The organism is Mesorhizobium sp. M0028, assembly GCF_040323855.1.
In the GTDB taxonomy this organism is placed as follows: domain Bacteria; phylum Pseudomonadota; class Alphaproteobacteria; order Rhizobiales; family Rhizobiaceae; genus Mesorhizobium.
The window spans coordinates 85,587-109,642 of the sequence record NZ_JAMYVG010000015.1; the positions used below are offsets into that span (position 1 = coordinate 85,587).

19 protein-coding genes and 2 pseudogenes are annotated in these 24,056 nt (G+C 62.9%); 19 read left to right on the plus strand and 2 right to left on the minus strand.

Going from position 1 to position 24,056, the window contains the following annotated elements:
• Positions 1 to 17 precede the first annotated feature (17 nt).
• Both rpoN and NKJ93_RS23770 read right to left on the minus strand, forming a co-directional pair.
• Positions 18 to 1,454, minus strand: a complete 1,437-nt coding sequence (gene rpoN, locus NKJ93_RS23765; RefSeq protein ID WP_352591425.1) for an RNA polymerase factor sigma-54 — start codon at positions 1,452 to 1,454, stop codon at positions 18 to 20.
• 70 nt (positions 1,455 to 1,524) lie between these two features.
• The gene (locus NKJ93_RS23770; protein WP_352466644.1) at positions 1,525 to 2,058 is read right to left on the minus strand and encodes a peroxiredoxin; all 534 of its coding nucleotides are present in this window, start codon (positions 2,056 to 2,058) and stop codon (positions 1,525 to 1,527) included.
• A 1,335-nt stretch (positions 2,059 to 3,393) separates the two neighbouring features.
• Between NKJ93_RS23770 and nifH (NKJ93_RS23775) the strand changes: the two are divergent.
• The 19 genes and pseudogenes from nifH (NKJ93_RS23775) to nifE form a co-directional block, all read left to right on the plus strand.
• Positions 3,394 to 3,587 (plus strand): annotated as a pseudogene (gene nifH / locus NKJ93_RS23775) (nitrogenase reductase); the annotation flags it as partial.
• Positions 3,588 to 3,740: 153 nt separating this feature from the next.
• Positions 3,741 to 4,943, plus strand: a complete 1,203-nt coding sequence (locus NKJ93_RS23780) for a cytochrome P450 (protein ID WP_352591431.1) — start codon at positions 3,741 to 3,743, stop codon at positions 4,941 to 4,943.
• A 94-nt stretch (positions 4,944 to 5,037) separates the two neighbouring features.
• Positions 5,038 to 6,327 carry a cytochrome P450 gene (locus NKJ93_RS23785; RefSeq protein ID WP_352591434.1) on the plus strand — a complete coding sequence of 430 codons (1,290 nt, stop codon included), beginning with the start codon at positions 5,038 to 5,040 and terminating at the stop codon, positions 6,325 to 6,327.
• A gap of 1 nt (position 6,328) precedes the next feature.
• A pseudogene (locus NKJ93_RS23790) lies at positions 6,329 to 6,454 on the plus strand (ferredoxin); the annotation flags it as partial.
• A 168-nt stretch (positions 6,455 to 6,622) separates the two neighbouring features.
• The gene (locus tag NKJ93_RS23795; RefSeq protein ID WP_352566082.1) at positions 6,623 to 7,465 is read left to right on the plus strand and encodes an SDR family oxidoreductase; all 843 of its coding nucleotides are present in this window, start codon (positions 6,623 to 6,625) and stop codon (positions 7,463 to 7,465) included.
• Positions 7,465 to 8,808, plus strand: a complete 1,344-nt coding sequence (locus NKJ93_RS23800) for a cytochrome P450 (RefSeq protein ID WP_352591437.1) — start codon at positions 7,465 to 7,467, stop codon at positions 8,806 to 8,808. The genes NKJ93_RS23795 and NKJ93_RS23800 overlap by 1 nt, the downstream gene beginning before the upstream one ends.
• 154 nt (positions 8,809 to 8,962) lie before the next feature.
• Positions 8,963 to 9,961 (plus strand): polyprenyl synthetase family protein, encoded by a 999-nt coding sequence (locus tag NKJ93_RS23805; RefSeq protein ID WP_352591533.1) that lies wholly within the window; start codon positions 8,963 to 8,965, stop codon positions 9,959 to 9,961.
• 136 nt (positions 9,962 to 10,097) lie between these two features.
• Entirely contained in the window at positions 10,098 to 11,648 is a 1,551-nt protein-coding gene (locus NKJ93_RS23810) for a hypothetical protein (RefSeq protein WP_352591440.1), read from the plus strand.
• Positions 11,645 to 12,547, plus strand: a complete 903-nt coding sequence (locus NKJ93_RS23815) for a terpene synthase family protein (protein WP_352591443.1) — start codon at positions 11,645 to 11,647, stop codon at positions 12,545 to 12,547. The genes NKJ93_RS23810 and NKJ93_RS23815 overlap by 4 nt, the downstream gene beginning before the upstream one ends.
• An 85-nt stretch (positions 12,548 to 12,632) precedes the next feature.
• A complete protein-coding gene (gene fni, locus NKJ93_RS23820) occupies positions 12,633 to 13,682 on the plus strand; it encodes a type 2 isopentenyl-diphosphate Delta-isomerase (RefSeq protein ID WP_352591446.1) in 1,050 nt (349 codons plus the stop codon).
• A 505-nt stretch (positions 13,683 to 14,187) separates the two neighbouring features.
• The gene (locus tag NKJ93_RS23825; RefSeq protein ID WP_352591449.1) at positions 14,188 to 14,502 is read left to right on the plus strand and encodes a hypothetical protein; all 315 of its coding nucleotides are present in this window, start codon (positions 14,188 to 14,190) and stop codon (positions 14,500 to 14,502) included.
• A 380-nt stretch (positions 14,503 to 14,882) separates the two neighbouring features.
• Positions 14,883 to 15,278 (plus strand): DUF4258 domain-containing protein, encoded by a 396-nt coding sequence (locus tag NKJ93_RS23830; RefSeq protein WP_352591452.1) that lies wholly within the window; start codon positions 14,883 to 14,885, stop codon positions 15,276 to 15,278.
• Positions 15,271 to 15,723 carry a helix-turn-helix domain-containing protein gene (locus tag NKJ93_RS23835; protein ID WP_023706400.1) on the plus strand — a complete coding sequence of 151 codons (453 nt, stop codon included), beginning with the start codon at positions 15,271 to 15,273 and terminating at the stop codon, positions 15,721 to 15,723. Before NKJ93_RS23830 ends, NKJ93_RS23835 begins: the two co-directional genes overlap by 8 nt.
• A 574-nt stretch (positions 15,724 to 16,297) precedes the next feature.
• Positions 16,298 to 16,627, plus strand: a complete 330-nt coding sequence (locus NKJ93_RS23840; protein WP_352591454.1) for a helix-turn-helix domain-containing protein — start codon at positions 16,298 to 16,300, stop codon at positions 16,625 to 16,627.
• Entirely contained in the window at positions 16,602 to 17,858 is a 1,257-nt protein-coding gene (locus tag NKJ93_RS23845) for a type II toxin-antitoxin system HipA family toxin (protein WP_352591456.1), read from the plus strand. The genes NKJ93_RS23840 and NKJ93_RS23845 overlap by 26 nt, the downstream gene beginning before the upstream one ends.
• 484 nt (positions 17,859 to 18,342) lie before the next feature.
• Entirely contained in the window at positions 18,343 to 19,236 is an 894-nt protein-coding gene (nifH, locus tag NKJ93_RS23850) for a nitrogenase iron protein (protein WP_023706403.1), read from the plus strand.
• Positions 19,237 to 19,334: 98 nt separating this feature from the next.
• Complete coding sequence (gene nifD, locus NKJ93_RS23855; protein WP_352591459.1) at positions 19,335 to 20,837, plus strand: nitrogenase molybdenum-iron protein alpha chain; 1,503 nt, start codon at positions 19,335 to 19,337, stop codon at positions 20,835 to 20,837.
• Between the two features lie 129 nt (positions 20,838 to 20,966).
• Positions 20,967 to 22,508 carry a nitrogenase molybdenum-iron protein subunit beta gene (gene nifK, locus NKJ93_RS23860; RefSeq protein WP_352591462.1) on the plus strand — a complete coding sequence of 514 codons (1,542 nt, stop codon included), beginning with the start codon at positions 20,967 to 20,969 and terminating at the stop codon, positions 22,506 to 22,508.
• A gap of 56 nt (positions 22,509 to 22,564) precedes the next feature.
• Positions 22,565 to 24,055, plus strand: coding sequence for a nitrogenase iron-molybdenum cofactor biosynthesis protein NifE (gene nifE / locus NKJ93_RS23865; RefSeq protein WP_352591465.1), 1,491 nt, complete (start codon positions 22,565 to 22,567; stop codon positions 24,053 to 24,055).
• The last annotated feature ends 1 nt before the right edge of the window (position 24,056 follow it).

Here is a 24,056-nt window from a genome sequence, read left to right on the forward strand (position 1 = left end):
GCTGCCTTGACCCAAATTTAAAAACACAAGCGCATTTCCCGGCGGCGTTGCACGGAGGAGGGGATGTTCATTGCTTCGCGATATTTTGTGACGGTGCGGCGCGCAACATCGATGCCGGTTTCCTTCAGCCGGGCAGCGATGTCCTCGTCGGAAAGCACGTCGCCGGGAGATTCTGCGGCAATTATCGCTTTGATCCGATGGCGGACAGCTTCGGCGGAGTGCGCATCGCCGCCTTGGCAGGACGCGATCGCGACGGTGAAAAAATACTTCAGTTCAAAGACGCCGCGCGGGGTAAGCATGTACTTGTTCGAGGTCACCCGGCTTACCGTCGACTCGTGCACGCCGATCGCGTCAGCGACGGTTCTGAGATTGAGAGGCCGCAGGTGGGCGACGCCATGTTCCAAAAAGGCATCCTGCTGACGCACGATTTCAGCCGCAACCTTAACGATGGTCTTGGCGCGCTGATCGAGGCTGCGGATTAGCCAGTTCGCGTTTTGCAAGCATTCGTCGAGAAATGCTTTATCCTTCGCACTTTGGGCAGTTTGACGCGAGACTTCGGCATAGTAGCTTTGGTTGATCAGCAGCTTTGGCAGTGTGGCGGGATCGAGTTCGATCTGCCACCCCCCTTGCGGTGAGGGCGTGACCCAGATGTCGGGTATGATTGATTCAGACGCACCGGATTGGAATCGGTTCCCAGGCTTGGGATCGAGCGCCCGAATCTCATGCATCATGTCGAGAAGGTCTTCTTCATCGACTCCGCAATGCTGCTTCAGTGCCTCAAAATCGCGCCGCGCAAGCATTTCAAGATGGGCAACCAAAGCTGCCATTGCCGGGTCGAGCCGGTTACGCTGGCGCAACTGGATCTCGAGGCATTCTCTGAGACTTCGCGCAAAAACTCCCGGTGGATCAAATTGCTGCAAGGTTCCGAGAACCCGTTCCACAACAGCCTCACGGACATTCAGGCTCTCGGCCAGCTCCAAAAGGTTTGCCCGAATATAGCCAGTGTCTTCCAGATCGGCGGCAAGCTGGCCAGCGATCAGCCGCTCCTGTGGTGTGAACGCAGTGAGGGCGATCTGACGAGCGACATGGTCGTGCAATGTTTCGGCGAGGGTGGCAAACTCGTCGAGGGAAGGGCCATTGCCCGGCGGGTTGTTGGTCGTGTTGCGAAGTGATTTCCATTGCCCGAGCCGTTCAGGCGACCCGCCCCCGGTCGGTCCGTCAACGGCGTTTGCGCGTGGGCCGATAGGCTGATCCGCTCCCGAACTCGAAACATCGCCAAAAGGCCCGCCATCGTTTGACGCAGATTCCAAGAGCGGGTTCTTCTCGATTTCCCGCTCCACGAACTGATGCAGTTCAGTATGCGCCAGTTGCAGCAAGCGAATCGACTCAATGAGTTGAGGCGATGCGACCATGGATTGCTTCTGGCGCTGAAGCAGGCTTGCTGAGGATTGCATGGTGAGCGCGATAATCCTGTCGAGGGAGCCTCTTGGGGCGGGCAATGGCACCAGTGAGACGTTTTCTAGGTCATGCGGCGGCTTTCAGCGTTTCGAGAACGTTTTGCGGGGATGAGACGCCATAGGGGTCGGCCTCGCAGTTGTCGGAGAAACCTTCCTCCTCGAACCACTGCTCCACCACGCCATTGTTGATCAGGGCGGCGTAGCGCCAGGAGCGCATCCCGAAGCCGAGATTGTCCTTTGCGACCAGCATGCCCATCTTGCGTGTGAACTCGCCTGAGCCATCGGGGATGAGCTCGACCTTCTGCAGGCCCAAGGACTTCCCCCACGCATTCATGACGAAGGCATCGTTGACGGAGACGCAGTAAATCGCGTCAATTCCCTCCTTCTCAAACTCATCATAGAGCTCTTCGAAATTGGGCAGTTGGTAGGTCGAGCAGGTCGGAGTGAAGGCGCCAGGCAGCGAGAACAGGATGACGCGCTTGCCGGCAAAGTAGTCGTCAGATGTCTTTTCTTCCCAGCGATATGGATTTGGGCCCTGGACTGACTCATCGCGAACACGCGTGAGAAAGGTGACGAAGGGAACCTTCTTTTGAACGGTCATCAACTTGCTCCTCAGGAAAAAACTGGCGCGCCGGATTCTGGCAGAGGCTGGCGCAATACCGAGCAAAGGCTCGTATGCCGGGCATGAAATGAGGCCCTCGCGGCTCGCACCCTCCTTTTTCCATCCCGATGTAGGGGAACATCTTGGCTGCTGGTCTTCGTCACCCGAACGCCATCGATCTGAGCAAGTGGAGGCTGTCGAGCCGCTGGGGCAATCTTTCCACGGCTATGGCGCCGGAAGCGGCATCCATCGCTCGCGCTCGTGCCCGGGACAAAGTGATAGCGGGCCCGAAGTAGCCAATATCGAACGCGTGTGGAGGCCTCAAATGTGACTTCACGCAAGAGACCCGCGTTACTGAGCTGGTTCGGCGTATTGTCGAAGTTTGCCAGTGACCCGCCGACCTTGGCTTCGGTGGCTCTTTGATGGGGCTGTTGGGCACTCACATGCTGATCAGAACCGGTAGACGGCAATTGCGCGAGCGCCATGTGTTGGCGTGCCGGCATCGGACCAGCCGTGCGCAAAGCGGCTACCGAGGAGGGACCTCCGGAGGAGATGATGTACCGATGTTCAGCGGGAACAGGCACCGTCTCCTCAGGCCACGGTCTAGAGCTTCGCGTGTCGGGCATGGCGCAAGTCGCTTTCATCGTGTTTTGATGGGCTCTGACCAGGAGCAGCAAGCGGCGTGCCATTTCAAATAGAGATGCTTTTGGAGCGATCCTTTTTCTTGGGAGGACCGTGTCTCCGCCGAGACCGGGCGCGCGCTATAACCGCCTCGTCACCACACACAACAACGGTGCTGTATGGTGCGGACATTGGGCGCTTCCGCCCCGGCTGGGCAAAGACGAACCGGAAACCGAGCCGATGCACTACCTCACACCGGCGGGAACTGCAGCGATTGCGTAGCGTGTGCCGCTAGCGTGTTCTTGCGTGCGGAGGCACGGCTTTCGCGAACATGCGCCTGTCGCAGCAACCATGAGCGCGCGCTTCGGCAAGCGCCTGACTCCGTGAGGATCGAATTCCCCAATCGTGTCTATTTGCCACCCTCTTATGTTCGAAACTGGACCAGAATGTCGCAAGCCCGACCTAAAGGTCGCCGAGGCGTACTATCCGACACTGTTCTGTCCCCTTTGTTGGCCCGCGACACCGGCCTATTTCGCCGAGCTCTTGTCTGGCCTCAGGCTAACCCGGTGAAAAGCAATCACAATTTTTTTCTTCTGCTGGGTCGGCCAAATTGGCACGAGTTTTGAAGCTCCTTCGTTGCGGGCCGGGAGCTGCCGACCGACCTTCATTTCGTGGATGGCACCGCGATCGATGGAACGAAGAAAGAAAAGCAAAATGTCAAATCCGCATCAGATAGCATTCTATGGGAAGGGGGCCTCGGCGAAACCGCCCCCTACCAAACAGGCTCGCCGCCCTTGTCGACCCTTGCGCAGGAAATCTTGATGGCCGGCTGCGACTCAAAGGCCCGCCACACTCGCTTTATCCTGAACTCGAAGGCGCAGGATAACGTTCTGCATCTCGCCGCGCGGTATGCCTAGGCAGTTACACGTTGGCCGACCTTGATAATCGAATTGGGCTACGCTGCGGAGGACGTCGTCTACATGCCTTCCTAAGCCATTAGCTGCCCGCAGCGCCTGCCGGTCACCTCCCGCTCTTCCATCGCTTAGAGACCAAGTGCCACCATGTCCGAACAACCCTTGCCGACGCTGCCGATGTGGCGCGTCGATCACATCGAGCCCTCGCCCGAGATGTTGGCGCAACGCGCCAACGGTCCGATCCACCGCGTGCGCTTCCCGTCCGGGCACGAAGGCTGGTGGGTGACAGGCTACGATGAAGCCAAGGCGGTGCTGTCCGACGCGGCGTTCCGGCCCTCGGGAATGCCGCCGGCGGCATTCACCCCGGATTCGGTGATTCTCGGATCGCCGGGGTGGTTGGTCTCGCACGAGGGGGGCGAGCATGCCCGGTTACGCACGATCGTGGCGCCGGCCTTCAGCAACCGCAGGGTGAAGCTGCTCGCGCAGCAGGTCGAGGTGATCGCCGCGCAGTTGTTCGAGACACTGGCGGCCCAGCCCCAGCCCGCCGACCTGCGGCGCCACCTCTCCTTTCCACTTCCGGCCATGGTCATCAGCGCGCTTATGGGCGTGCTCTACGAGGATCACGCCTTTTTCGCCGGGCTGTCCGACGAGGTGATGACGCACCAGCATGAAAGCGGCCCGCGCAGCGCGTCGCGCTTGGCCTGGGAAGAACTGCGCGCCTACATTCGCGGCAAGATGCGGGACAAGCGCCAGGATCCTGGCGACAACCTGCTGACGGATCTGCTCGCGGCGGTCGACCAGGGCAAGGCGACCGAGGAAGAGGCGATCGGCCTGGCGACGGGCATGCTGGTGGCGGGGCACGAGAGCACCGTCGCGCAGATCGAATTTGGCCTGCTGGCCATGTTCCGCCATCCGCAACAGCGCGAACGCCTGGTCGGCGATCCATCCCTGGTGGACAAGGCGGTGGAGGAAATCCTGCGCATGTACCCGCCGGGCGCGGGCTGGGACGGCATCATGCGCTATCCGAGGACCGACGTGACCATCGCGGGCGTGGATATTCCTGCGGAGAGCAAGGTGCTTGTCGGCCTGCCGGCGACGTCGTTCGATGCGCGCCATTTCGACGACCCGGAAATCTTCGACATCGGACGCGACGAAAACCCGCACCTGGCGTTCTCCCATGGGCCGCACTACTGCATCGGCGCGGCGCTGGCCAGGCTGGAACTCAAGGTGGTGTTCGGTTCGATCTTCCAGCGCTTTCCCGCGCTGCGCCTGGCCGTGGCGCCCGAAGAACTGAAGTTGCGCAAGGAGATCATCACTGGCGGGTTCGAGGAGTTCCCGGTGCTCTGGTGATGCGCGGACGCCGCGGGGAATCGCGATCTTCTCCGCAATTTGCCGGCGCGCCTGGCGCGCGCCGGTCAGATCAGCCAGCCAACAGGTAACCAAGATGGACGTGCAAGAAACCACGGCAGCATGCCGGGACGCCTTCGCCGAACTGGCGTCGCCAGCGTGCATCCACGACCCGTATCCGTTCATGCGGTGGTTGCGCGAGCACGATCCGGTGCATCGCGCGGCGTCGGGCCTCTTTCTGTTGAGCCGCCACGCCGACATCTACTGGGCGCTCAAGGCCACGGGCGATGCTTTTCGGGGGCCGGCACCAGGCGAACTGGCACGCTATTTCCCGCGTGCGGCGACCAGCCTGTCGCTAAGTTTGCTGGCGTCCACTTTAGCGATGAAGGAACCTCCAACGCATACGCGTCTGCGCCGGCTGATCTCGCGCGATTTCACCATCGGCCAGATCGACAACCTGAGGCCGACCATCGCTCGCATTGTCGCAGCGCGCCTGGACGGCATGGCGCCCGCACTGGAGCGCGGGGAGGCAGTGGACCTGCATCAGGAATTCGCGCTTGCCTTGCCCATGCTGGTTTTCGGCGAACTGTTCGGCATGCCCCGGGACGACATGTTCGCGCTCGTCGCCGGAATCAGCGCCATTCTGGAAGGTCTAAGCCCGCACGCCAGCGATCCCCAACTCGCTGCGGGGGACGCGGCCAGCGCCAGGGTGCAGGCCTACTTCGGCGACCTCATACAGCGCAAGCGCACCGATTCCCGCCACGACATCGTGTCAATGCTGGTCGGCGCACACGACGACGATGCCGAGATGCTGTCGGATGCGGAATTGATCAGCATGCTCTGGGGCATGCTGCTGGGCGGCTTCGCCACCACTGCCGCGGCCATCGGCCATGCGGTCCTGGCGATGCTGGCGTATCCCGAACAGCGGCACTGGCTGAAGGGAGATGCCGTGGGGGTGAAGGCATTCGTCGAAGAAGCCCTGCGCTACGACGCGCCCGCCATGTTCAGCTCCATTCCGCGTATCGCCCAGCGCGACATCGAACTGGGCGGCGTGGTGATCCCGAAGAACGCGGACGTGCGCGTTCTGATCGCGGCCGGCAATCGCGACCCGGACGCCTTCGCCGATCCCGACCGCTTCGATCCCGTGCGGTTCTACGGCACCAGTCCTGGCATGTCGATCGACGGGAAGATCATGCTGACCTTCGGGCACGGCATCCACTTCTGCCTTGGTGCGCAACTGGCCCGGGTGCAGTTGGCCGAAAGCCTGCCGCGGATCCAGGCGCGCTTCCCCACGCTGGCATTGGCCGAGCAGCCGACCCGGGAGCCCTCCGCGTTCCTTAGGACGTTCCGCGCGCTGCCGGTCCGGCTGCATGGGCAGGAGGGCTGAGATGCGCGTCCTGGTCGATCAGGATCTGTGTGGAACTACCGGGCAATGCGTGCTGACGCTGCCGGGCACCTTTCGCCAGCGCGAACCGGACGGCGTGGCCGAAGTGTGCGTGGCGACGGTCCCGCACGCGCTGCACGCCGCCGTGCGGCTTGCGGCCAACCAGTGCCCGGTCGCCGCCATTCGGGTCATCGAAAGCGACGCCGGCCATGACGAGCGCGCCAGCGCCGACCCGACGCCTTCTCCGGCGCAGGCCCAGCGGCATGCCGCGAAAGACCAATGCAATTCAGGAGACACGATGGGACGGTTTGAAGGCAAGGTGGCCGTGGTGACCGGCGCTGGCGCCGGCATCGGCAAGGCATGCGCTCTCGCCATCGCGCGCGGGGGCGGCAGAGTGGTGGTGGCCGACATTGATGGCTCCGCGGCCATAGCCTGCACCGCGCAGATCGCGGCCGAAGCAGGCCACGCGCTGCCCATAGCCATGGATATCGCCGAGGAGCAGGCGGTGGCAGCGCTGTTCGAGACGGCGGAGCGGCACTTCGGGGGGGTCGACCTGCTGGTGAACAATGCGAGCGCCATGCATCTGACCCCGCGCGACCGCGCGATCCTCAACCTGGACCTGGCAGTCTGGGACCAGACCATGGCGACCAATCTGCGCGGCACGCTGCTCTGCTGCCGGCAGGCCATCCCACGGATGATCGCCCGCGGCGGTGGCGCGATCGTCAACATGTCGTCGTGCCAGGGGCTCAGCGGTGACACGGCGCAGACGTCCTACGCCGCGTCGAAGGCGGCGATGAACATGCTGTCGGCTTCGCTCGCCACCCAATACGGTCATGCGCAGATCCGCTGCAACGCCGTTGCACCGGGTCTCGTCATGACCGAGCGTCTCCTCGCCAAGCTGGACGAGTGCATGCAACGGCATCTGCGCCGGCACCAGCTCCTGCAGCGCGTCGGCCGCCCCGAGGATGTGGCCGCGCTGGTGGCGTTCCTGCTCTCCGACGATGCTGCGTTCATCACCGGCCAGGTCGTGTGCATCGATGGCGGCATGCTGGCGCATGTGCCGACATACGCCGACGGTGGCAACAGCTGCGCCGCGCGCCCTGCCGGCGACACCGAACCGGCGGCGGCGGCGCGCTGCTGATGGACATACTGCTCAACCCACTCAACCGTCGGCACCGGCTGCGATGCGACATCCCGGTCATGCCTGGCGCTTTCCCCCTGGTCGGGCATCTTCCCGCCATTGTCTGCGACCTGCCGCGCCTGCTGCAGCGCGCAGAACGGACGCTGGGCAGCCACTTCTGGCTGGATTTCGGCCCTGCCGGACTTCTGATGACCTGCGTGGATCCGGACGCGTTCTCACTGCTCAAGCACAAGGACGTGTCCTCGGCGCTGATCGAAGAGATCGCGCCCGAATTGCTTGGCGGAACGTTGGTTGCCCTGGACGGCGGCGCGCACCGGCAGGCGCGCGATGCCATCAAGGCAGCGTTCTTGCCCAAGGGGCTGACCCAGGCCGGGATCGGCGACCTGTTCGCGCCCGTCATCCGGGCGCGGGTGCAGGCATGGCGCGCCCGCGGCGAGGTAACCATCCTGCGCGAAACCGGCGACCTGATGCTCAAGCTCATCTTCAGCCTCATGGGAATCCCCGCGCAGGACCTGCCGGGATGGCATCGCAAATACCGGCAACTGCTGCAGTTGATCGTCGCGCCCCCGGTCGACCTGCCCGGACTGCCCTTGCGGCGAGGCCGCGCCGCCCGCGACTGGATCGACGCGCAGTTGCGCCAGTTCGTCCGCGACGCGCGCGCGCATGCCGCGCGCACCGGGTTGATCAACGACATGGTGAGCGCCTTCGACCGCAGCGACGATGCGCTTTCCGATGACGTCCTGGTCGCCAATATCCGCTTGCTGCTGCTTGCCGGTCACGACACCACTGCCTCGACGATGGCCTGGATGGTGATCGAGCTGGCGCGGCAGCCTGTGATGTGGGACGCCCTGGTCGAGGAGGCGCAACGCGTGGGCGCGGTGCCGACCCGTCACGCGGACCTGGCGCAGTGTCCGGTCGCCGAGGCGCTGTTCCGCGAGACGCTGCGCCTGCATCCGGCGACCACGCTCCTGCCGCGTCGCGCCCTGCAGGAATTGCAACTCGGCCAACGGCGCATTCCCGCGGGCACCCATCTGTGCATCCCGCTGCTGCATTTCTCGACCTCGGCGCTGCTGCACGAGGCGCCTGATCAGTTCCGCCTGGCGCGGTGGCTGCAACGCACGGAGCCGATCCGGCCGGTGGACATGCTGCAGTTCGGTACCGGCCCACACGTCTGCATCGGCTACCACCTGGTATGGCTGGAAATGGTGCAGTTCTGCATCGCCTTGGCGCTGACCATGCACAAGGCCGGGGTGCGGCCGCGGTTGCTGAGCGGCGTCGAAAAAGGCCGGCGCTATTACCCGACCGCACATCCGTCCATGGCAATCCGCATAGGCTTCTCATGAGCTGGCATCGCATGCCCCGTGTGGCGAGGCATCGGCGCCGGCGAGGCGCGGCATTGCTGCACTCAGCGCACGCGCTCGGTGCGGCGCCGGCAACGCCGCTGCGGCTTGGCGCTCGCCGTGGCCATCTCGTGTCAGGTACAAGGACATGAACAACATGCAGACCGGTTCCACGCTACACGACGACCGAACTGGCCTTTCCGCGCTCGGCGGATTGGGCGCGCAGGCGCGCGGCGCATCCGGCAGGCTGCTGCCGGAGATCTGGATGGAGGACGGCGCAAAGCGGGTCGAACAGGCGCTGGCGCGTCTTCTCTGCGCCGAAGACGACGGTGAGACCGAGCTGATGGCGGCGATGCGCTACGCCACCTTGCATGGCGGGAAGCGCACCCGCGCCTTGCTCTGTCTGGCTGCCGGCGCACTGGCCGACACGCCGGCGCACATGCTCGACGACGTCGGCGCCGCCATCGAGATGATGCACGCCTGTACCCTGGTCCACGACGACCTGCCCGCGATGGACGACGACGTGCTTCGCCGCGGCCTTCCGACCGTGCACGTCAAGTTCGGCGAAGCCACTGCGATCCTCGTCGGCGATGCGCTGCAGGCGCACGCCTTCCTGACCCTGGCGAGCCTTGATGCGCCGGGCGACAACTGTATCGCGCTCGTGCGCGAACTGGCGCAGGCCGTGTCCGCCGAGGGTGCCGCAGGCGGGCAGGCCATGGATCTGTCGCTGGTCGGAAAGCACGCCGAGCTGGACAGGATCGTGGCGATGCACCGGATGAAGAGCGGAGCGTTAGTGCGCGCGTCCGTTCGCATGGGCGCGCTATGCTCGATCGCGGAGGATGCCGCGCACGCTGCGCTGTACTGTGCGCTCGATCGCTACACCGCCTGTTTCGGCCTGGCGTTGCAGGTGGTTGACGACATTCTCGACGCGACAGCGGATACCGCGACGCTGGGCAAGACCCCCGGCAAGGACGCGGCGGCGCAGAAGCCGACCTGCGCGTCGATCATGGGGCTGCAGGCAGCGCGCCAGTTCGCGCTGGATTTGTTGCGCAACGCCGGGGAGGCCATCGCCCCGCTGGGGCCGCGTGCGGAACGGTTGGCGCAGATGCTGCAGCGGGCCAACGCGTATCTGTTCAAGCACGCGCCATGCGCATGAGCACGCCCGTCCGCATAGAGTCGCCCCTGTGCAGCTTCGATCGGCCGGCGGCAGCGATGCATGCTGCACTGTGTCCGAGTCCGCGGCGTCTGCCGATCCTGGATCTCGTCAACCGTCTGCAGAAGGAACATCCTGCGTGAACGCGCTGTCCGAACAGATCCTTTCCGAATTGCGCCACCTGCTGAGCGAGATGAGCGACGGCGGCAGCGTCGGTCCGTCCGTCTACGACACGGCGCGAGCTCTGCAGTTCCACGGCAACGTCACCGGTCGGCAGGACGCATACGAGTGGCTCATCGCGCAGCAACAGGCCGATGGCGGATGGGGAAGCGCGGACTTCCCGCTGTTCCGCCATGCGCCCACGTGGGCGGCGTTGCTGGCATTGCAGCGTGCCGATCTTCTTCCCGGCGCTGCCGACGCAGTTCAGGCTGCAACCCGGTTTTTCGAGCGCCAGTCCGATCCCTACGCGCATGCGGTGCCGGAAGACGCGCCGATCGCCGCGGAGCTGATCCTGCCGCAGTTGTGCGGCGAGGCCGCATCCTTGCAGGGCGGCGTGGCGTTTCCGCGCCACCCGGCGCTGTTGCCGTTGCGGCAAGCGCGCCTGGTCAAGCTGGGGGCGGTGGCGACGTTGCCGAGCGGCCATCCGTTGCTGCACTCCTGGGAAGCCTGGGGGACGTCGCCGACCACCGCATGCCCGGATGACGACGGCAGCATCGGCATCAGTCCGGCGGCCACCGCCGCGTGGCGTGCGCACGCCGTGGCACAGGGGAGCACGCCGCAGGTCGGGCGCGCCGACGCGTATCTGCAGGCGGCATCGCGGGCGACGCGCAGCGGCATCGAAGGTGTCGTTCCCAACGTCTGGCCGATCAATGTGTTCGAGCCATGCTGGTCGCTGTACACCCTGCATCTGGCCGGGCTGTTCGCGCATCCCGCGCTCGCCGAGGCGATGCAAGTGATCGTCGCGCAGCTCGACGCCCGCCTGGGCGTGCGCGGTTTGGGCCCGGCGTTGCACTTCGCGGCCGATGCGGACGACACTGCCGTTGCGTTGTGCGTCCTGCGCCTTGCAGGCCGCGACCCGGCGGTCGATGCGTTGCGCCATTTCGAAATCGGCGAGCTGTTCGTCACCTTCCCCGGCGAGCGCAATGCCTCGGTGTCGACCAACATCCATGCCCTACATGCGTTGCGACTGTTGGGAAGGCCCGCCCCCGGCACCACCGCCTACGTCGAGGCCAATCGCAACGCGCACGGTCTATGGGACAACGAAAAATGGCACGTTTCGTGGCTGTATCCCACCGCGCACGCGGTCGCTGCGCTGGCGCAAGGCAAGCCCCAGTGGCGCGACGAGCGCGCGCTGGCGGCGCTGCTGCAGGCGCAGCGCGACGACGGCGGCTGGGGCGCCGGTCGCGCGTCCACATTCGAGGAAACCGCCTATGCGCTGTTCGCGTTGCACGTGATGGACGGGAGCGAAGAGCCGACAGGGCGCCGGCGCATCGCGCAGGCGGTGGCGCGTGCGCTGGAGTGGATGCTCGCCCGCCATGCGGCGCGTGGATTGCCGCAGACGCCGCTGTGGATCGGCAAGGAACTGTATTGCCCCACCCGGGTGGTGCGCGTGGCCGAACTCGCCGGGTTGTGGCTGGCGCTTCGTTGGGGGCGGCGCGTCCTGGCCGAGGCAGCAGGAGCGGCGCCATGATCCAGACGGAACGCGCGCTGCAGCAGGTGCTGGAGTGGGGGCGTACCCTGACCGGGTTCGCCGACGAGCATGCCGTGGAAGCGGTCAGGGGCGGCCAGTACATCCTGCAGCGCATCCACCCGAGCCTGCGCGACACCAGCGCCCGCACCGGCCGCGATCCGCAGGACGAAACGCTGATCGTGGCGTTCTATCGCGAACTGGCGCTGCTGTTCTGGCTCGACGATTGCAACGACCTTGGCCTGATCGCGCCAGAGCAGCTCGCCGCGGTGGAACAGGCGCTGGGGCAGGGCGTGCCGTGCGCGCTCCCCGGATTCGAGGGCTGCGCTGTGCTGCGCGCTTCGCTGGGCGCGCTCGCCTACGATCGTCGCGACTATGCTCAGCTTCTCGACGATACCCGGTGCTACTGCGCGGCGCTGCGCGCAGGACACGCGCAGGCGGCAGGGGCGGAACGCTGGTCCTACGCCGAGTACCTGCAAAACGGCATCGATTCGATCGCCTACACGAACGTGTTCTGTTGCCTGTCGTTGCTGTGGGGGCTGGACATGGCGACCTTGCGCGCGCGTCCGGCGTTTCGCCAGGTCCTGCGGCTCATCTCCGCGATAGGGCGCCTGCAGAATGATCTGCATGGACGCGACAAGGACAGGTCGGCCGGCGAGGCCGACAACGCGGCGATCCTGCTGCTGCAGCGCTATCCGGCTATGCCTGTGGTGGAGTTCCTCAACGACGAGCTGGCCGGCCATACGCGCATGCTGCACCGGGTCATGGCGGAAGAACGCTTTCCCGCGCCGTGGGGACCGTTGATCGAGGCCATGGCGGCTATCCGCGCGCAGTACTACCAGACCTCGACCAGCCGCTACCGCAGCGACGCTGCGGGGGGAGGCCAGCGTGCGCCGGCCTGAACGCGCGGGAGGCGGCGGCGTGCGCGCGCTGCCGTCGGTCCGATCCGACGCAACGCCGTCGCCCCATGCCACGGATGCAGCGAGCATGAGCGACACCGCCCTGAGCCGGCGTAAGGACGACCATCTGGACATCGTGTTGGATCAGCGAACGGCGCCGGCCACGGTCGCCGCCGGCTGGGAGTACATCCGTTTCGAACACTGCGCATTGCCCGAGTTGGACCTGACGGAGATCGACCTGCGCGCCTCGCTGCTGAGCAAGACCATGCGCGCGCCGCTGCTGATCAGCTCCATGACCGGCGGCATGCCACGCGCCGAGGCCATCAACCGGCATCTGAGCGAGGCAGCGCAAGCCTTGGGGATCGCCATGTGCGTCGGTTCGCAGCGCGTGAGCCTGCAATCCCGCAACTCCCAGGGACTGACGCGCGCGCTGCGCCGCCTGGCCCCAGACATTCCCTTGCTGGCCAATATCGGCGCCGCGCAACTGCGCGAGGCCGAAGGCCTGGACCTGGCGCGCCGGGCGGTGGATGCGCTGGAGGCCGATGGACTCATCGTTCATCTCAATCCGCTGCAGGAAGCGGTACAGCCGGAGGGCGACCGCGACTGGCGCGGCGTCCTGGCGCAGATCGCTCGCGCCGCGCGCAGCGTGGGCGTGCCGATCGTGGCCAAGGAAGTGGGGTCGGGCCTGTCCGCTTCGGTGGCCTGTGCGCTCGTCGACGCGGGCGTGGCGGTGATCGATGTCGCCGGGGCCGGCGGCACCAGTTGGGCCGCGGTGGAGGGCGAGCGCGCCCGCGACGCCGCCGACCGTGCAGTGGCGATGGCGTTCGCCGATTGGGGGATTCCGACCCCGGCCAGCGTGCAGGCGGTACGTCGGGCGCTGCCAACGGTGAAGCTGATCGCGTCGGGCGGGATCCGCGACGGCGTCGACGTGGCCAAGGCCATCCGCCTGGGCGCGAACATCGTCGGGCAGGCGGCCGGCGTGCTGCGCGCGGCTAGGGTATCCACCGAGGCGGTTGTCGCGCATTTCGAGATCGTCATCCGCCAGTTGGCCGTGGCCTGCTTCTGCACCGGCTCGGCTGATCTGGCGGCGTTGCGTCAGGCGCGCTTGTTGCCCTCGGCGCATCTGCCCGCCGGTTGATGCCGGCGTCGCCCGCACGTGGCGGCGGGCGCCTAGTCTTACTGAGTCAGAAAGTCGCGGATGCGGGGGGATTCGCGCTGGTCGCGGATTTGTTCGGGTGCTGCTTCGTGATCAGGCAGGCGCCCCGCCATGCCCGACTGGACAGCCGAGAGTGAAGCCGTATTCGACGGCTATGTCGATGCTTTGACCAGGCTGATCGGTCACGCCGACCGAGCTGAGCCCCTGAAGGGGTCGGAACAAGGTGCGCCGGGAGACCGGAAGGGAGTAGATGGTGCAAATCCATTGCAATGAAGGAGTAGCGATCCACATTGACCCCGAGTCATGTGCGGTCGGTCGTGAGGAGACCGGTAACTTCTCTGGGGTCAAACACGGTTGTTAGGCTCGACCAGTCCATCAGCATCGTTTGAGACAAAGCGATGGCGGTGGACGGTTACGATCGAGGGCCGGAACGAATTTGGCGACACATGCCGGAAGGAGGTCCGCATAGACAAGAGCTGGGAGAGCCGTGTTCCACGGCGACATCGGCTTGTCGATCGGCGATAGCAAGAAGATCATGGCAGCGCTGCAGAACGCGGTCGTGAATCATGAGGCGGAGACGTATGCCCTTCTTCGCCGGGTTTGCCCGGATTGCCATACGTTGCGACCGGTCAAGGGCTACACGACACGCCGGATCCGAACCGTCTTCGGCACCGTTGAGGTTCGCAATCCCCGATGGATGCTGTGCCGGGAATGCCATCCAGGAATGGTCGGTGCCATCGCGCCGCTGAAGGAAATTTGTCCCGATCGAGCGACACCGGAGCTGATGGAACTGCGCGGCTAGGAAGCATGCTGCCCTACCGGCAGGCGGCGAAGGTGCTGGCCGATTTCCTGCCCACTGTCGTTGACAGATAAAGTATCATGGTGATACATAAGTGCATGTGATTCACCCCGTCTCCCTAGGAGCGCCGTGCTCCGGAAAGGAGGTGATGAGCATGAGCAGGAAGACGATTACGATTGGCCGCAGTGCGGTCTCGGGTCGGTTCACGACTGTTACGACTGCGGTTCGCAAGCCGAACACGCATATCGTGACGCACATCAAGAAGTGATAAATAGGGCGCCCTTACCTCCCAGGGCGCCCTTTTTTATCGTGGAGAGATTTTTTACCAAATTACAAATTTTAAGGGAAAGGGACGCTTTTAAAATGTATCATGGTGATATAACGTGAAACCAAGCGGGCATGGGGGCGTTGTAGTCCGTGGTTGTGATTGGCCAAAAGGGCAGGCAACGGACGAAATACGCGCCATTGCGCGTTCGAAAGCGCTTACGATTTCCGATAAGCGCCACGCGATCGAGCGTATGGCCGAACGAAACATCATCATGGGTGACGTTTTGTACGTCCTCAAACATGGCTTTGTGGATATGGAGCCCATGGAGAGTACGCGACCGGCGTACAAAAAATATGCGATAGAAGGTCTCTGTCCCAACGGCAATAGCCGAACTCTGAGAGTGATAGTCGTTCCCGAGAAGACCGGCACCTTCCTAAAAATTGTTAGTGTTATGTGGGTTGACGAGCCGTCTACCCGCGCAGGTACGTTGAATGGAGAATGCGATGAATAGCCACCACTACACCGAATGCGGACTGAAGAACGTTTTCATTAGCGGTCTTGATTTCGTAAACGACGATGAAGGTGACGAAATCATCACCATCCCGGCTGTCAATGAACTTCATCGTGTAATCGCTCTTGGCATAGTCTCACACGAGCATGGGATTAGCCCTGACGAGCTCCGTTTTCTGAGAACAGAAATGGGGTATACTCAAGCTGAGCTTGCTGTGCTGGTTCACCACGACAAGCAGTCAGTGGGACGATGGGAGCGGGGCGAGTTTGTGATCGATGGGTCGGCCGAGACAATCATCCGGCGTTTGGCGATTGAAAAACTCGATCTAGCCTCCGGAGCTGGAATGGATGAGCTGTCGCGTCGGAGTGTGCACACACTGAAGCCGCAACCGATCCAAATTCAGCACAGCAATGATGACGGATACCAGCTTCTAGCTGCCGCTTAGACCAGGCCATGGGTGGTCGTCCCTCCCGCACGAGTGGGAGGGATGACTACCTGGCGTCCTTGCCAGCCTTGATCAGCGGCCATGATTCAGCATACGGCATAACGCTTTCGTGCTTCGACTTCCAATGCGCGTCGATGCCGCCCATCCATTGCCCTAAGACGTGCTGGCATTAGGGGCAAACTTTTAGCCCCTGTCCGGACGCCACCACCTTTTCAAAGGCTTCAGCTCAAATCGCTCGTCTCTTTCGCGTTCATAGGGCTACCGTCGGGCGCATCGGCGCCGAGGTCTAAATAGCCGTTCGCTGAATGTTCTTTCAGTTGGCCGTTTTCGCAGCGATGTACGCACCGGGCCCATTCGCTAGAAACGCCGGTGGGCGGTGTCCATAGCAGCTGTTCTCGGAGGAACGCCGTTCGGCGCGGCGCTAAAGAGCAGGGAAATCTCGAGTGAAGGATTGATCTCTTTGCATATCATTATCCTAATATATGACACGCGAAAAGATTCAGAGTTTTAACTCGCTCTCTGGACGAGATACCTTGGCGTCTCATTGCGCATTGGAATGGATCGTAGACGTATCATGACGGAGTCTGAATCGGAGATTCTGCGCGAAATCGGTGGGCTTTTCAGGCAGGTGAGGCTGGCCGCTGCCATGACGCAGGAGCAGGTCGCTGACTTGGCGGGTATATCCCGTCCCCGCTATCGCGACATCGAAAAGGGAGCCGCAGCGGCGCGTGCGACGACGCTCATGAATATCGCTCGCGCGCTCGGTCTGGAAATGATGCTGGTTCCGCAAGTCATGGTGCCGGCTGTCCAGGCTCTATTGCGTCCGCATGATGATGACGATCGACCCGCCTTTGTTTCTCAACCTGACGATGACGATTATGGCTCCAGTTTTTCGCGCACCTAAGACGATCCCGTCGCTGGAGGTGCTCTTGAACGCACTGAAGATCGGCACAATCGTTAGGACGCCGGGTGATTTCAATGCCTTCAACTTCGATGAGGCCTACCGCGCGACGGGCGGCTTTCCAGTTTTCAGCCTGTCGTTCCGGGCAGCGACGGGAGGATTGCGGAAAGATCCGAAGCCTCTAGCGGGCGCCTTGCCCACTTTTTTCGCGAACCTCCTACCGGAGGAGAAATTGCGCGAGGCGATGGAAAAGCACCACGAAGGCAATGTGCGGCCAGGCAATGATTTCGATCTTTTAGCGGCGCTGGGCGCCGATCTGCCGGGAGCCGTACGGGCGTTGCCCAGTGACGGCGCGATAGCGGTATCGCAGGATGCTTCAAAGGATAAGCCCAAGGCACGGTTCTCACTTGCCGGCGTGCAGATGAAGCTCTCGGTCATGAAGAACACTGGAAAAGGCGGCGGCCTGACCTTGCCGATGGACGACGAGCAAGGCCGATACGTCGCCAAGTTCCCTTCGAAGGCCTTTCCAGGCGTTTCCGAAAATGAATTCGCCAACCTCGCGCTGGCCGCAGCGATCGGCATGGAGGTGCCTGAACGCGAACTAGTCGAGAAGTCCGATTTCGAGGATATTCCCGAAGAATTCAACACGCTGTCGAAGGGCAAGGTCCTTCTCGTCAAACGCATCGATCGCGGCGCCGATGGCGAGAGGATACACATCGAGGATTTCGCTCAGGTCTTCGGTGTCTATCCCTCGCGCAAATATGAGGGGGCCGCTTATCACGACATAGCCTTGGCCCTTGGCATGGCCGCCTCGCCTACGGCGGCTCTCCAATTCGTCCGCCGCCTGGTGCTGACGGTCATCACCGGCAATGGCGACATGCACCTGAAGAACTGGTCTTTGATTTATCCCGGCAACGGCGACAAGCCGGTGCTTGCACCAATCTACGACGTCCTGTCGACTGTGCCATATATTCCCGCCGACGCCATGGCGCTTTCGCTTGGAGGGGAGCGCTCGTTCAAGTCGCTAGCAGCACCGCGATGGAAAGCATTTGCGAACCGTGCAAGGCTTCCGGAGCCGGCAGTCCTCAAGGCAGTGGTCGAGACCGTCGAACTCGTCAACGAGCACTGGTGGCATCTGCCTGAGCGCGACGTTGTCGCGGCGAAAGTGCTCGAGCGGATCGACGAACATGTGAAGGCGATGACGCCGATACTGAACTCCTGCGCCGATAAGTGAGCCGAGCGCCCTTGAGCTGGTATATGGCGGAATTATCGCCCGCGGCCCCGTATGGATGGCCGTGGATCGATCGTATGCCAGCGTGGCGCGCAAGATTCCGCGCAGTGTCCACGAGGACACGCGAGACCAAGCACGTCGGCTCGCCGGAACAGAAGAGTTCGCAGCATCCCGCAATTAACGTTAGAGGGCGAGATGCTGGTCGCCCACCTCAACACAACGATGCGGTTGAACGAATGCGGTGACTGAGGATCGCGATCCGACGCTTTTGTGTCGCCATTGTCGGGTCCGCTACACGGCTTGTTCCGACGATCCTTTCTTTGGCCTCAAGCTAAATCCCTGAAAAGCAACCACGAAATTATTCTTCGGTTCGATCAGCCAAATTGGCACGAGTCTTGAGATCCTTAGGTGCGAGGCGGCTACAGCTGCCCGACCGGCATTCATGTCGCGGCAGCCGCGATGAATGGAACGAAGGAAGGAAAGCTACATGTCAGGTTTGCGTCAGATCGCCTTTTACGGCAAGGGCGGCATCGGCAAGTCCACCACCTCCCAAAATACGCTCGCCGCCCTTGTCGACCTCGGGCAGAGAATCCTCATCGTCGGCTGCGACCCCAAAGCCGACTCCACCCGCCTGATCCTGAACGCGAAGGCGCAGGATACGGTCCTGCATCTCGCGGCAGAGGAAGGTTCGGTGGAAGACCTGGAACTCGCGGACGTGCTCAAGGTCGGCTACAAAGGCATCAAATGCGTGGAGTCGGGCGGACCCGAGCCAGGTGTCGGCTGCGCCGGCCGCGGCGTGATCACCTCGATCAACTTCCTCGAGGAGAACGGCGCTTACGACGATGTCGACTATGTCTCCTACGACGTGCTCGGGGATGTGGTGTGTGGCGGTTTCGCGATGCCGATCCGAGAGAACAAGGCCCAGGAAATCTATATCGTCATGTCCGGCGAGATGATGGCGCTCTATGCCGCCAACAACATCGCTAAGGGCATCCTGAAATACGCCCATTCGGGCGGCGTGCGGCTCGGCGGCCTGATCTGCAACGAGCGCCAAACCGACCGCGAGCTCGACCTCGCCGAAGCGCTGGCTTCCAGGCTCAATTCCAAGCTTATCCACTTCGTGCCGCGCGACAACATCGTCCAGCACGCCGAGCTCAGGAAGATGTCTGTGATCCAGTATGCGCCGGACTCGAAGCAGGCCGGGGAATACAGGGCGCTGGCCGAGAAGATCCACGGCAATTCGGGCCAGGGCACCATCCCGACCCCGATCACCATGGAGGAGCTCGAGGACATGCTGCTCGACTTCGGCATCATGAAGACGGACGAGCAGATGCTTGCCGAGCTTCAGGTCAAGGAAGCGGCTAAGGCGGCCGCACAGTAGCGACCGCTGCCGACATGAGGCGCCGCCTGACCTGGTGCGCCTTCCAAAGAACGGCGCCTCGTCGGTGAGGCGTCACCCTGAACCTTGAAAGGGGTCCCATGAGCCTGGAATACGAGAATGACGGTGCCCTCCATGCGAAGCTTATCGAGGAGGTGCTGTCGCAATATCCTGACAAGTCGGCGAAGCGCCGCAAAAAGCACCTCAGCGTCGCAAAGAGCGGCGACGAGGCTGGCGAGGAAAGCGAGGTCCTTTCCGAATGCGAGGTCAAATCGAACATCAAGTCCATCCCCGGCGTGATGACGATTCGCGGCTGCGCCTATGCCGGCTCGAAAGGCGTGGTGTGGGGTCCAGTCAAGGATATGGTCCATATCTCGCACGGCCCGGTCGGCTGCGGACAATATTCCTGGTCTCAACGCCGCAACTACTACGTCGGCACGACCGGCATCGACACGTTCGTCACGATGCAGTTCACCTCCGATTTCCAGGAGAAGGACATTGTTTTCGGCGGCGACAAGAAGCTGGAACGGATCATCGATGAGATCGAGGAACTGTTTCCGCTGAACAAGGGCATGACTGTGCAATCCGAATGCCCGATCGGCCTGATTGGCGACGACACCGAAGCTGTGTCCCGCAACAAGGCCAAGGAGCACGAAAAGACAATCGTGCCGGTGCGCTGCGAGGGCTTCCGCGGCGTCTCGCAATCCCTCGGCCACCACATCGCCAACGACGCGATCCGCGACTGGGTGTTCGAGAAGAAAGGCGTCGAGTTCGAGGCCGGCCCGTACGATGTCAATGTGGTAGGCGACTACAACATCGGCGGCGACGCCTGGGCTTCGCGCATCCTGCTCGAGGAGATGGGCCTGCGCGTGGTCGGCAACTGGTCGGGCGACGCTACGCTGGCCGAAATAGAGCGGGCGCCAAAGGCGAAGCTAAATCTCATCCATTGCTACAGGTCGATGAACTACATCTGCCGGCACATGGAGGAAAAGTATGGCATCGCCTGGATGGAGTATAATTTCTTCGGCCCCTCCCAGACCGAAGCCTCTCTGCGCAAAATAGCCAAGCATTTCGGGCCGGAAATCGAGGCCAAGGCCGAGGCGGTCATCGCCAAATACCGGCCGTTGGTCGATGCCGTCATCGCGAAGTACCGGCCGCGCCTCGAAGGCAGGACGGTGATGCTCTATGTCGGCGGGCTGCGCCCCCGTCACGTCGTCACGGCATATGAGGATCTGGGCATGGTGATCGTCGGCACTGGCTACGAATTTGGCCATAACGACGATTATCAGCGCACCGGCCACTACGTGAAGAAGGGCACGCTGATCTATGACGACGTGACTGGTTACGAGCTGGAGAAGTTCATCGAGGGGATCCGTCCTGATCTCGTTGGCTCCGGCATCAAAGAAAAGTACCCGGTCCAGAAGATGGGCATACCGTTCCGGCAAATGCATTCCTGGGATTATTCCGGCCCGTATCACGGCTACGACGGCTTCGCCATCTTCGCCCGCGACATGGATCTGGCCATCAACAACCCAGTCTGGAACCTCTACGACGCCCCCTGGAAGAAAAAAGCCGAGCCGTCGGCGGCGATCGCAGCCGAATGAAAACCTGGCCTCCCGGAAGCCAGGGAGGCCGTTGAACGCCTGTGGCCCTTTGTCCGCGGGAGACCTGAAACTTTTCGACGTCCCTGTGCCGCCGTATGGCGCGGCCAGATGGAAAAGAGGTAACCACCCATGCCGCAGTCGGCTGAAAAAGTTCTCGACCACGCGCCCCTGTTCCGCGAGCCGGAATACAGGCAGATGCTCGCCGAGAAGAGGCTGAATTTCGAATGTCCTCACCCGGATCAGGTCGTTACCGACCAACGCGAATTCACCAAGACGTGGGAATACCGCGAAAAGAACCTCGCTCGCGAAGCGCTTGTCGTGAACCCCGCCAAGGCCTGCCAGCCGCTCGGCGCGGTATTCGCGGCCGCGGGTTTCGAGCGAACCATGTCCTTCGTCCACGGCAGCCAAGGCTGCGTGGCCTATTACCGCTCGCACCTGTCGCGCCATTTCAAGGAGCCTGCTTCGGCAGTTTCCTCCTCGATGACCGAGGACGCGGCGGTGTTCGGCGGCCTGAAGAACATGGTCGACGGGCTCGCCAACACGTATCAACTCTATGACCCGAAGATGATCGCCGTCTCGACCACTTGTATGGCCGAGGTCATTGGCGACGACCTGCACAGCTTCATCGAGAACGCCAAGGACGAAGGCTCGGTCCCGCGCGACTTCGACGTGCCCTTTGCCCACACGCCGGCCTTCGTCGGCAGCCATGTCGACGGCTATGACGTTACGGTCAAGGGCATTTTGGAGCATTTCTGGAAAGGCGAGGAGCGCACGGAAGCCGAGGGGACCATCAACGTCATTCCGGGTTTCGACGGCTTTTGCGTTGGCAACAACCGGGAGCTCAAGCGCCTGCTCGATCTGATAGGCGTGTCCTATACCTTCATCCAAGACGCCTCTGACCAGTTCGACACGCCGTCGGACGGCGAATACCGCATGTACGACGGCGGCACGAAGATCGAAGACGTGAGGAAGGCACTCAACGCCGAGGCGACACTCTCGCTACAGCATTACAACACCCGAAAAACACTGGAGTATTGCGAGGGGGTAGGGCAGGCGACTGCCTCGTTCCATTACCCGCTCGGAGTCCAGGCGACCGACGACTTCCTGATGGAGGTCTCCGCGATTTCCGGGAAGCAAATCCCCGAGGCACTCCGCCTCGAGCGCGGCCGACTTGTTGACGCCATGGCGGACAGCCAATCCTGGCTGCACGGTAAGAAATACGCCATCTACGGCGATCCGGACTTTGTCTACGGCATGGCCCGCTTCATCATGGAGACGGGCGGCGAGCCGACCCATTGCCTCGCCACCAACGGCACCTCGGCATGGGAAGCCGAGTTGAAGGAACTGCTTGCATCATCGCCCTTCGGCAAGGATGCTCAAGTCTGGGCGGGCAAGGACCTCTGGGCGATGCGCTCGCTGCTCTTCACCGAGCCGGTGGACCTGCTGATCGGCAACTCCTATGGCAAGTATCTGGAGCGCGACACCGGCACGCCGCTGATCCGGCTGACGTTTCCGATCTTCGACCGCCACCATCACCATCGCTTTGCGCTGATGGGCTACCAAGGCGGGCTGCGCGTACTGACGACGATCCTCGACCAGATCTTCGACAAGCTCGATCGCGAGACAAGCGAGACGGGCGTGACGGACTATTCGTATGACCTCACCCGCTAAGCGTGACGGTCGGCTTTGGCCGGTCGTCTTCCCGAAGGACTTTGGAGACCGACGCAATGTCCTTGCTCAGAGCCAAAATCCAGGATGTCTTCAACGAGCCCGCCTGCGAGCAGAACCGCGGCAAGGATGTCAAGGCGCGCAAAAAGGGCTGTTCGAAGCCACTGACCCCCGGGGCGGCGGCCGGCGGCTGTGCCTTCGATGGCGCCAAGATCGTGCTGCAGCCGATCACCGATGTTGCGCATTTGATCCATGCGCCGCTCGCCTGCGAAGGCAATTCCTGGGACAACCGCGGTGCGGCTTCGTCCGGGTCAACCCTGTGGCGCACAAGCTTCACGACCGACCTCACCGAACTCGATGTTGTGATGGGGCAGGGCGAGCGGAAGCTTTTCAAGGCGATCCGCGAGATCAAGGAAGCGTATGGGCCGCCGGCGATCTTCGTCTATCCGACCTGTGTTACGGCGCTGATCGGCGACGACATCGAGGCCGTCTGCAAGCGCGCGGCGGAAAAGTTCGGCCTGCCGGTGGTGCCGGTCCATGCGCCGGGCTTCGTCGGCTCAAAGAATCTCGGCAACAAGCTTGCAGGCAAGGCGTTGCTCGAGCATGTCATCGGAACGGTCGAGCCCGACGATGCCGGCCCTTACGACATCAACATTCTTGGCGAATTCAACCTCTCGGGCGAATTCTGGCTGGTGAAACCGCTCCTGGATCGGCTCGGCATCCGGGTGCGCGCCTGCATTCCGGGCGACGCGCGTTACTTCGACATTGCCTGCGCGCACCGCGCCCGGGCGGCTATGATGGTGTGCTCGACCGCGCTCATCAATCTCGCCCGCAGGATGGAGCAGCGCTGGGACATCCCGTTTTTCGAGGGCTCCTTCTACGGCATCACCGACACCTCGGAAGCACTCCGACAGATCTCTCAGCTGCTCGTGAAGAAGGGTGCCGATCCGGAGATCCTCGGCCGCACCGAGGCATTGATTGCAGAGGAGGAGGCGATCGCTTGGAAGAAGCTCGCGGCCTACCGGCCGAGGCTCGAAGGCAAGCGCGTGCTGCTCAACACCGGCGGTGTGAAGTCCTGGTCGGTCGTCCATGCGCTGATGGAGATCGGGATCGAGATCGTCGGCACCTCTGTCAAGAAGTCGACCGTCGAAGACAAGGAGCGCATCAAGCAGATCCTCAAGGACGACAACCACATGTTCGAGCAGATGGCGCCGCGCGAGCTTTACGCCATGCTCTCAGAACACAAGGCCGATATCATGCTGTCGGGCGGGCGCACGCAGTTCATCGCGCTGAAGGCCAAGACACCCTGGCTCGATATCAACCAGGAGCGCCAACACCCTTACGCCGGTTATGACGGCATGGTGGAACTCGTACGCCAGATCGACCTCGCCATTTATAACCCGATCTGGCGCCAGGTGCGGGAGCCGGCACCATGGGATTGCCAGCCTGCGGTGAGGGAGGAACTGCCGCGCACGAAAAGCGAGGCCGTGACCTTGCATGCTGTCCAGGAACTCGCCGGCACGACGGCCGACGATTTCGGCGAGTGTTGAG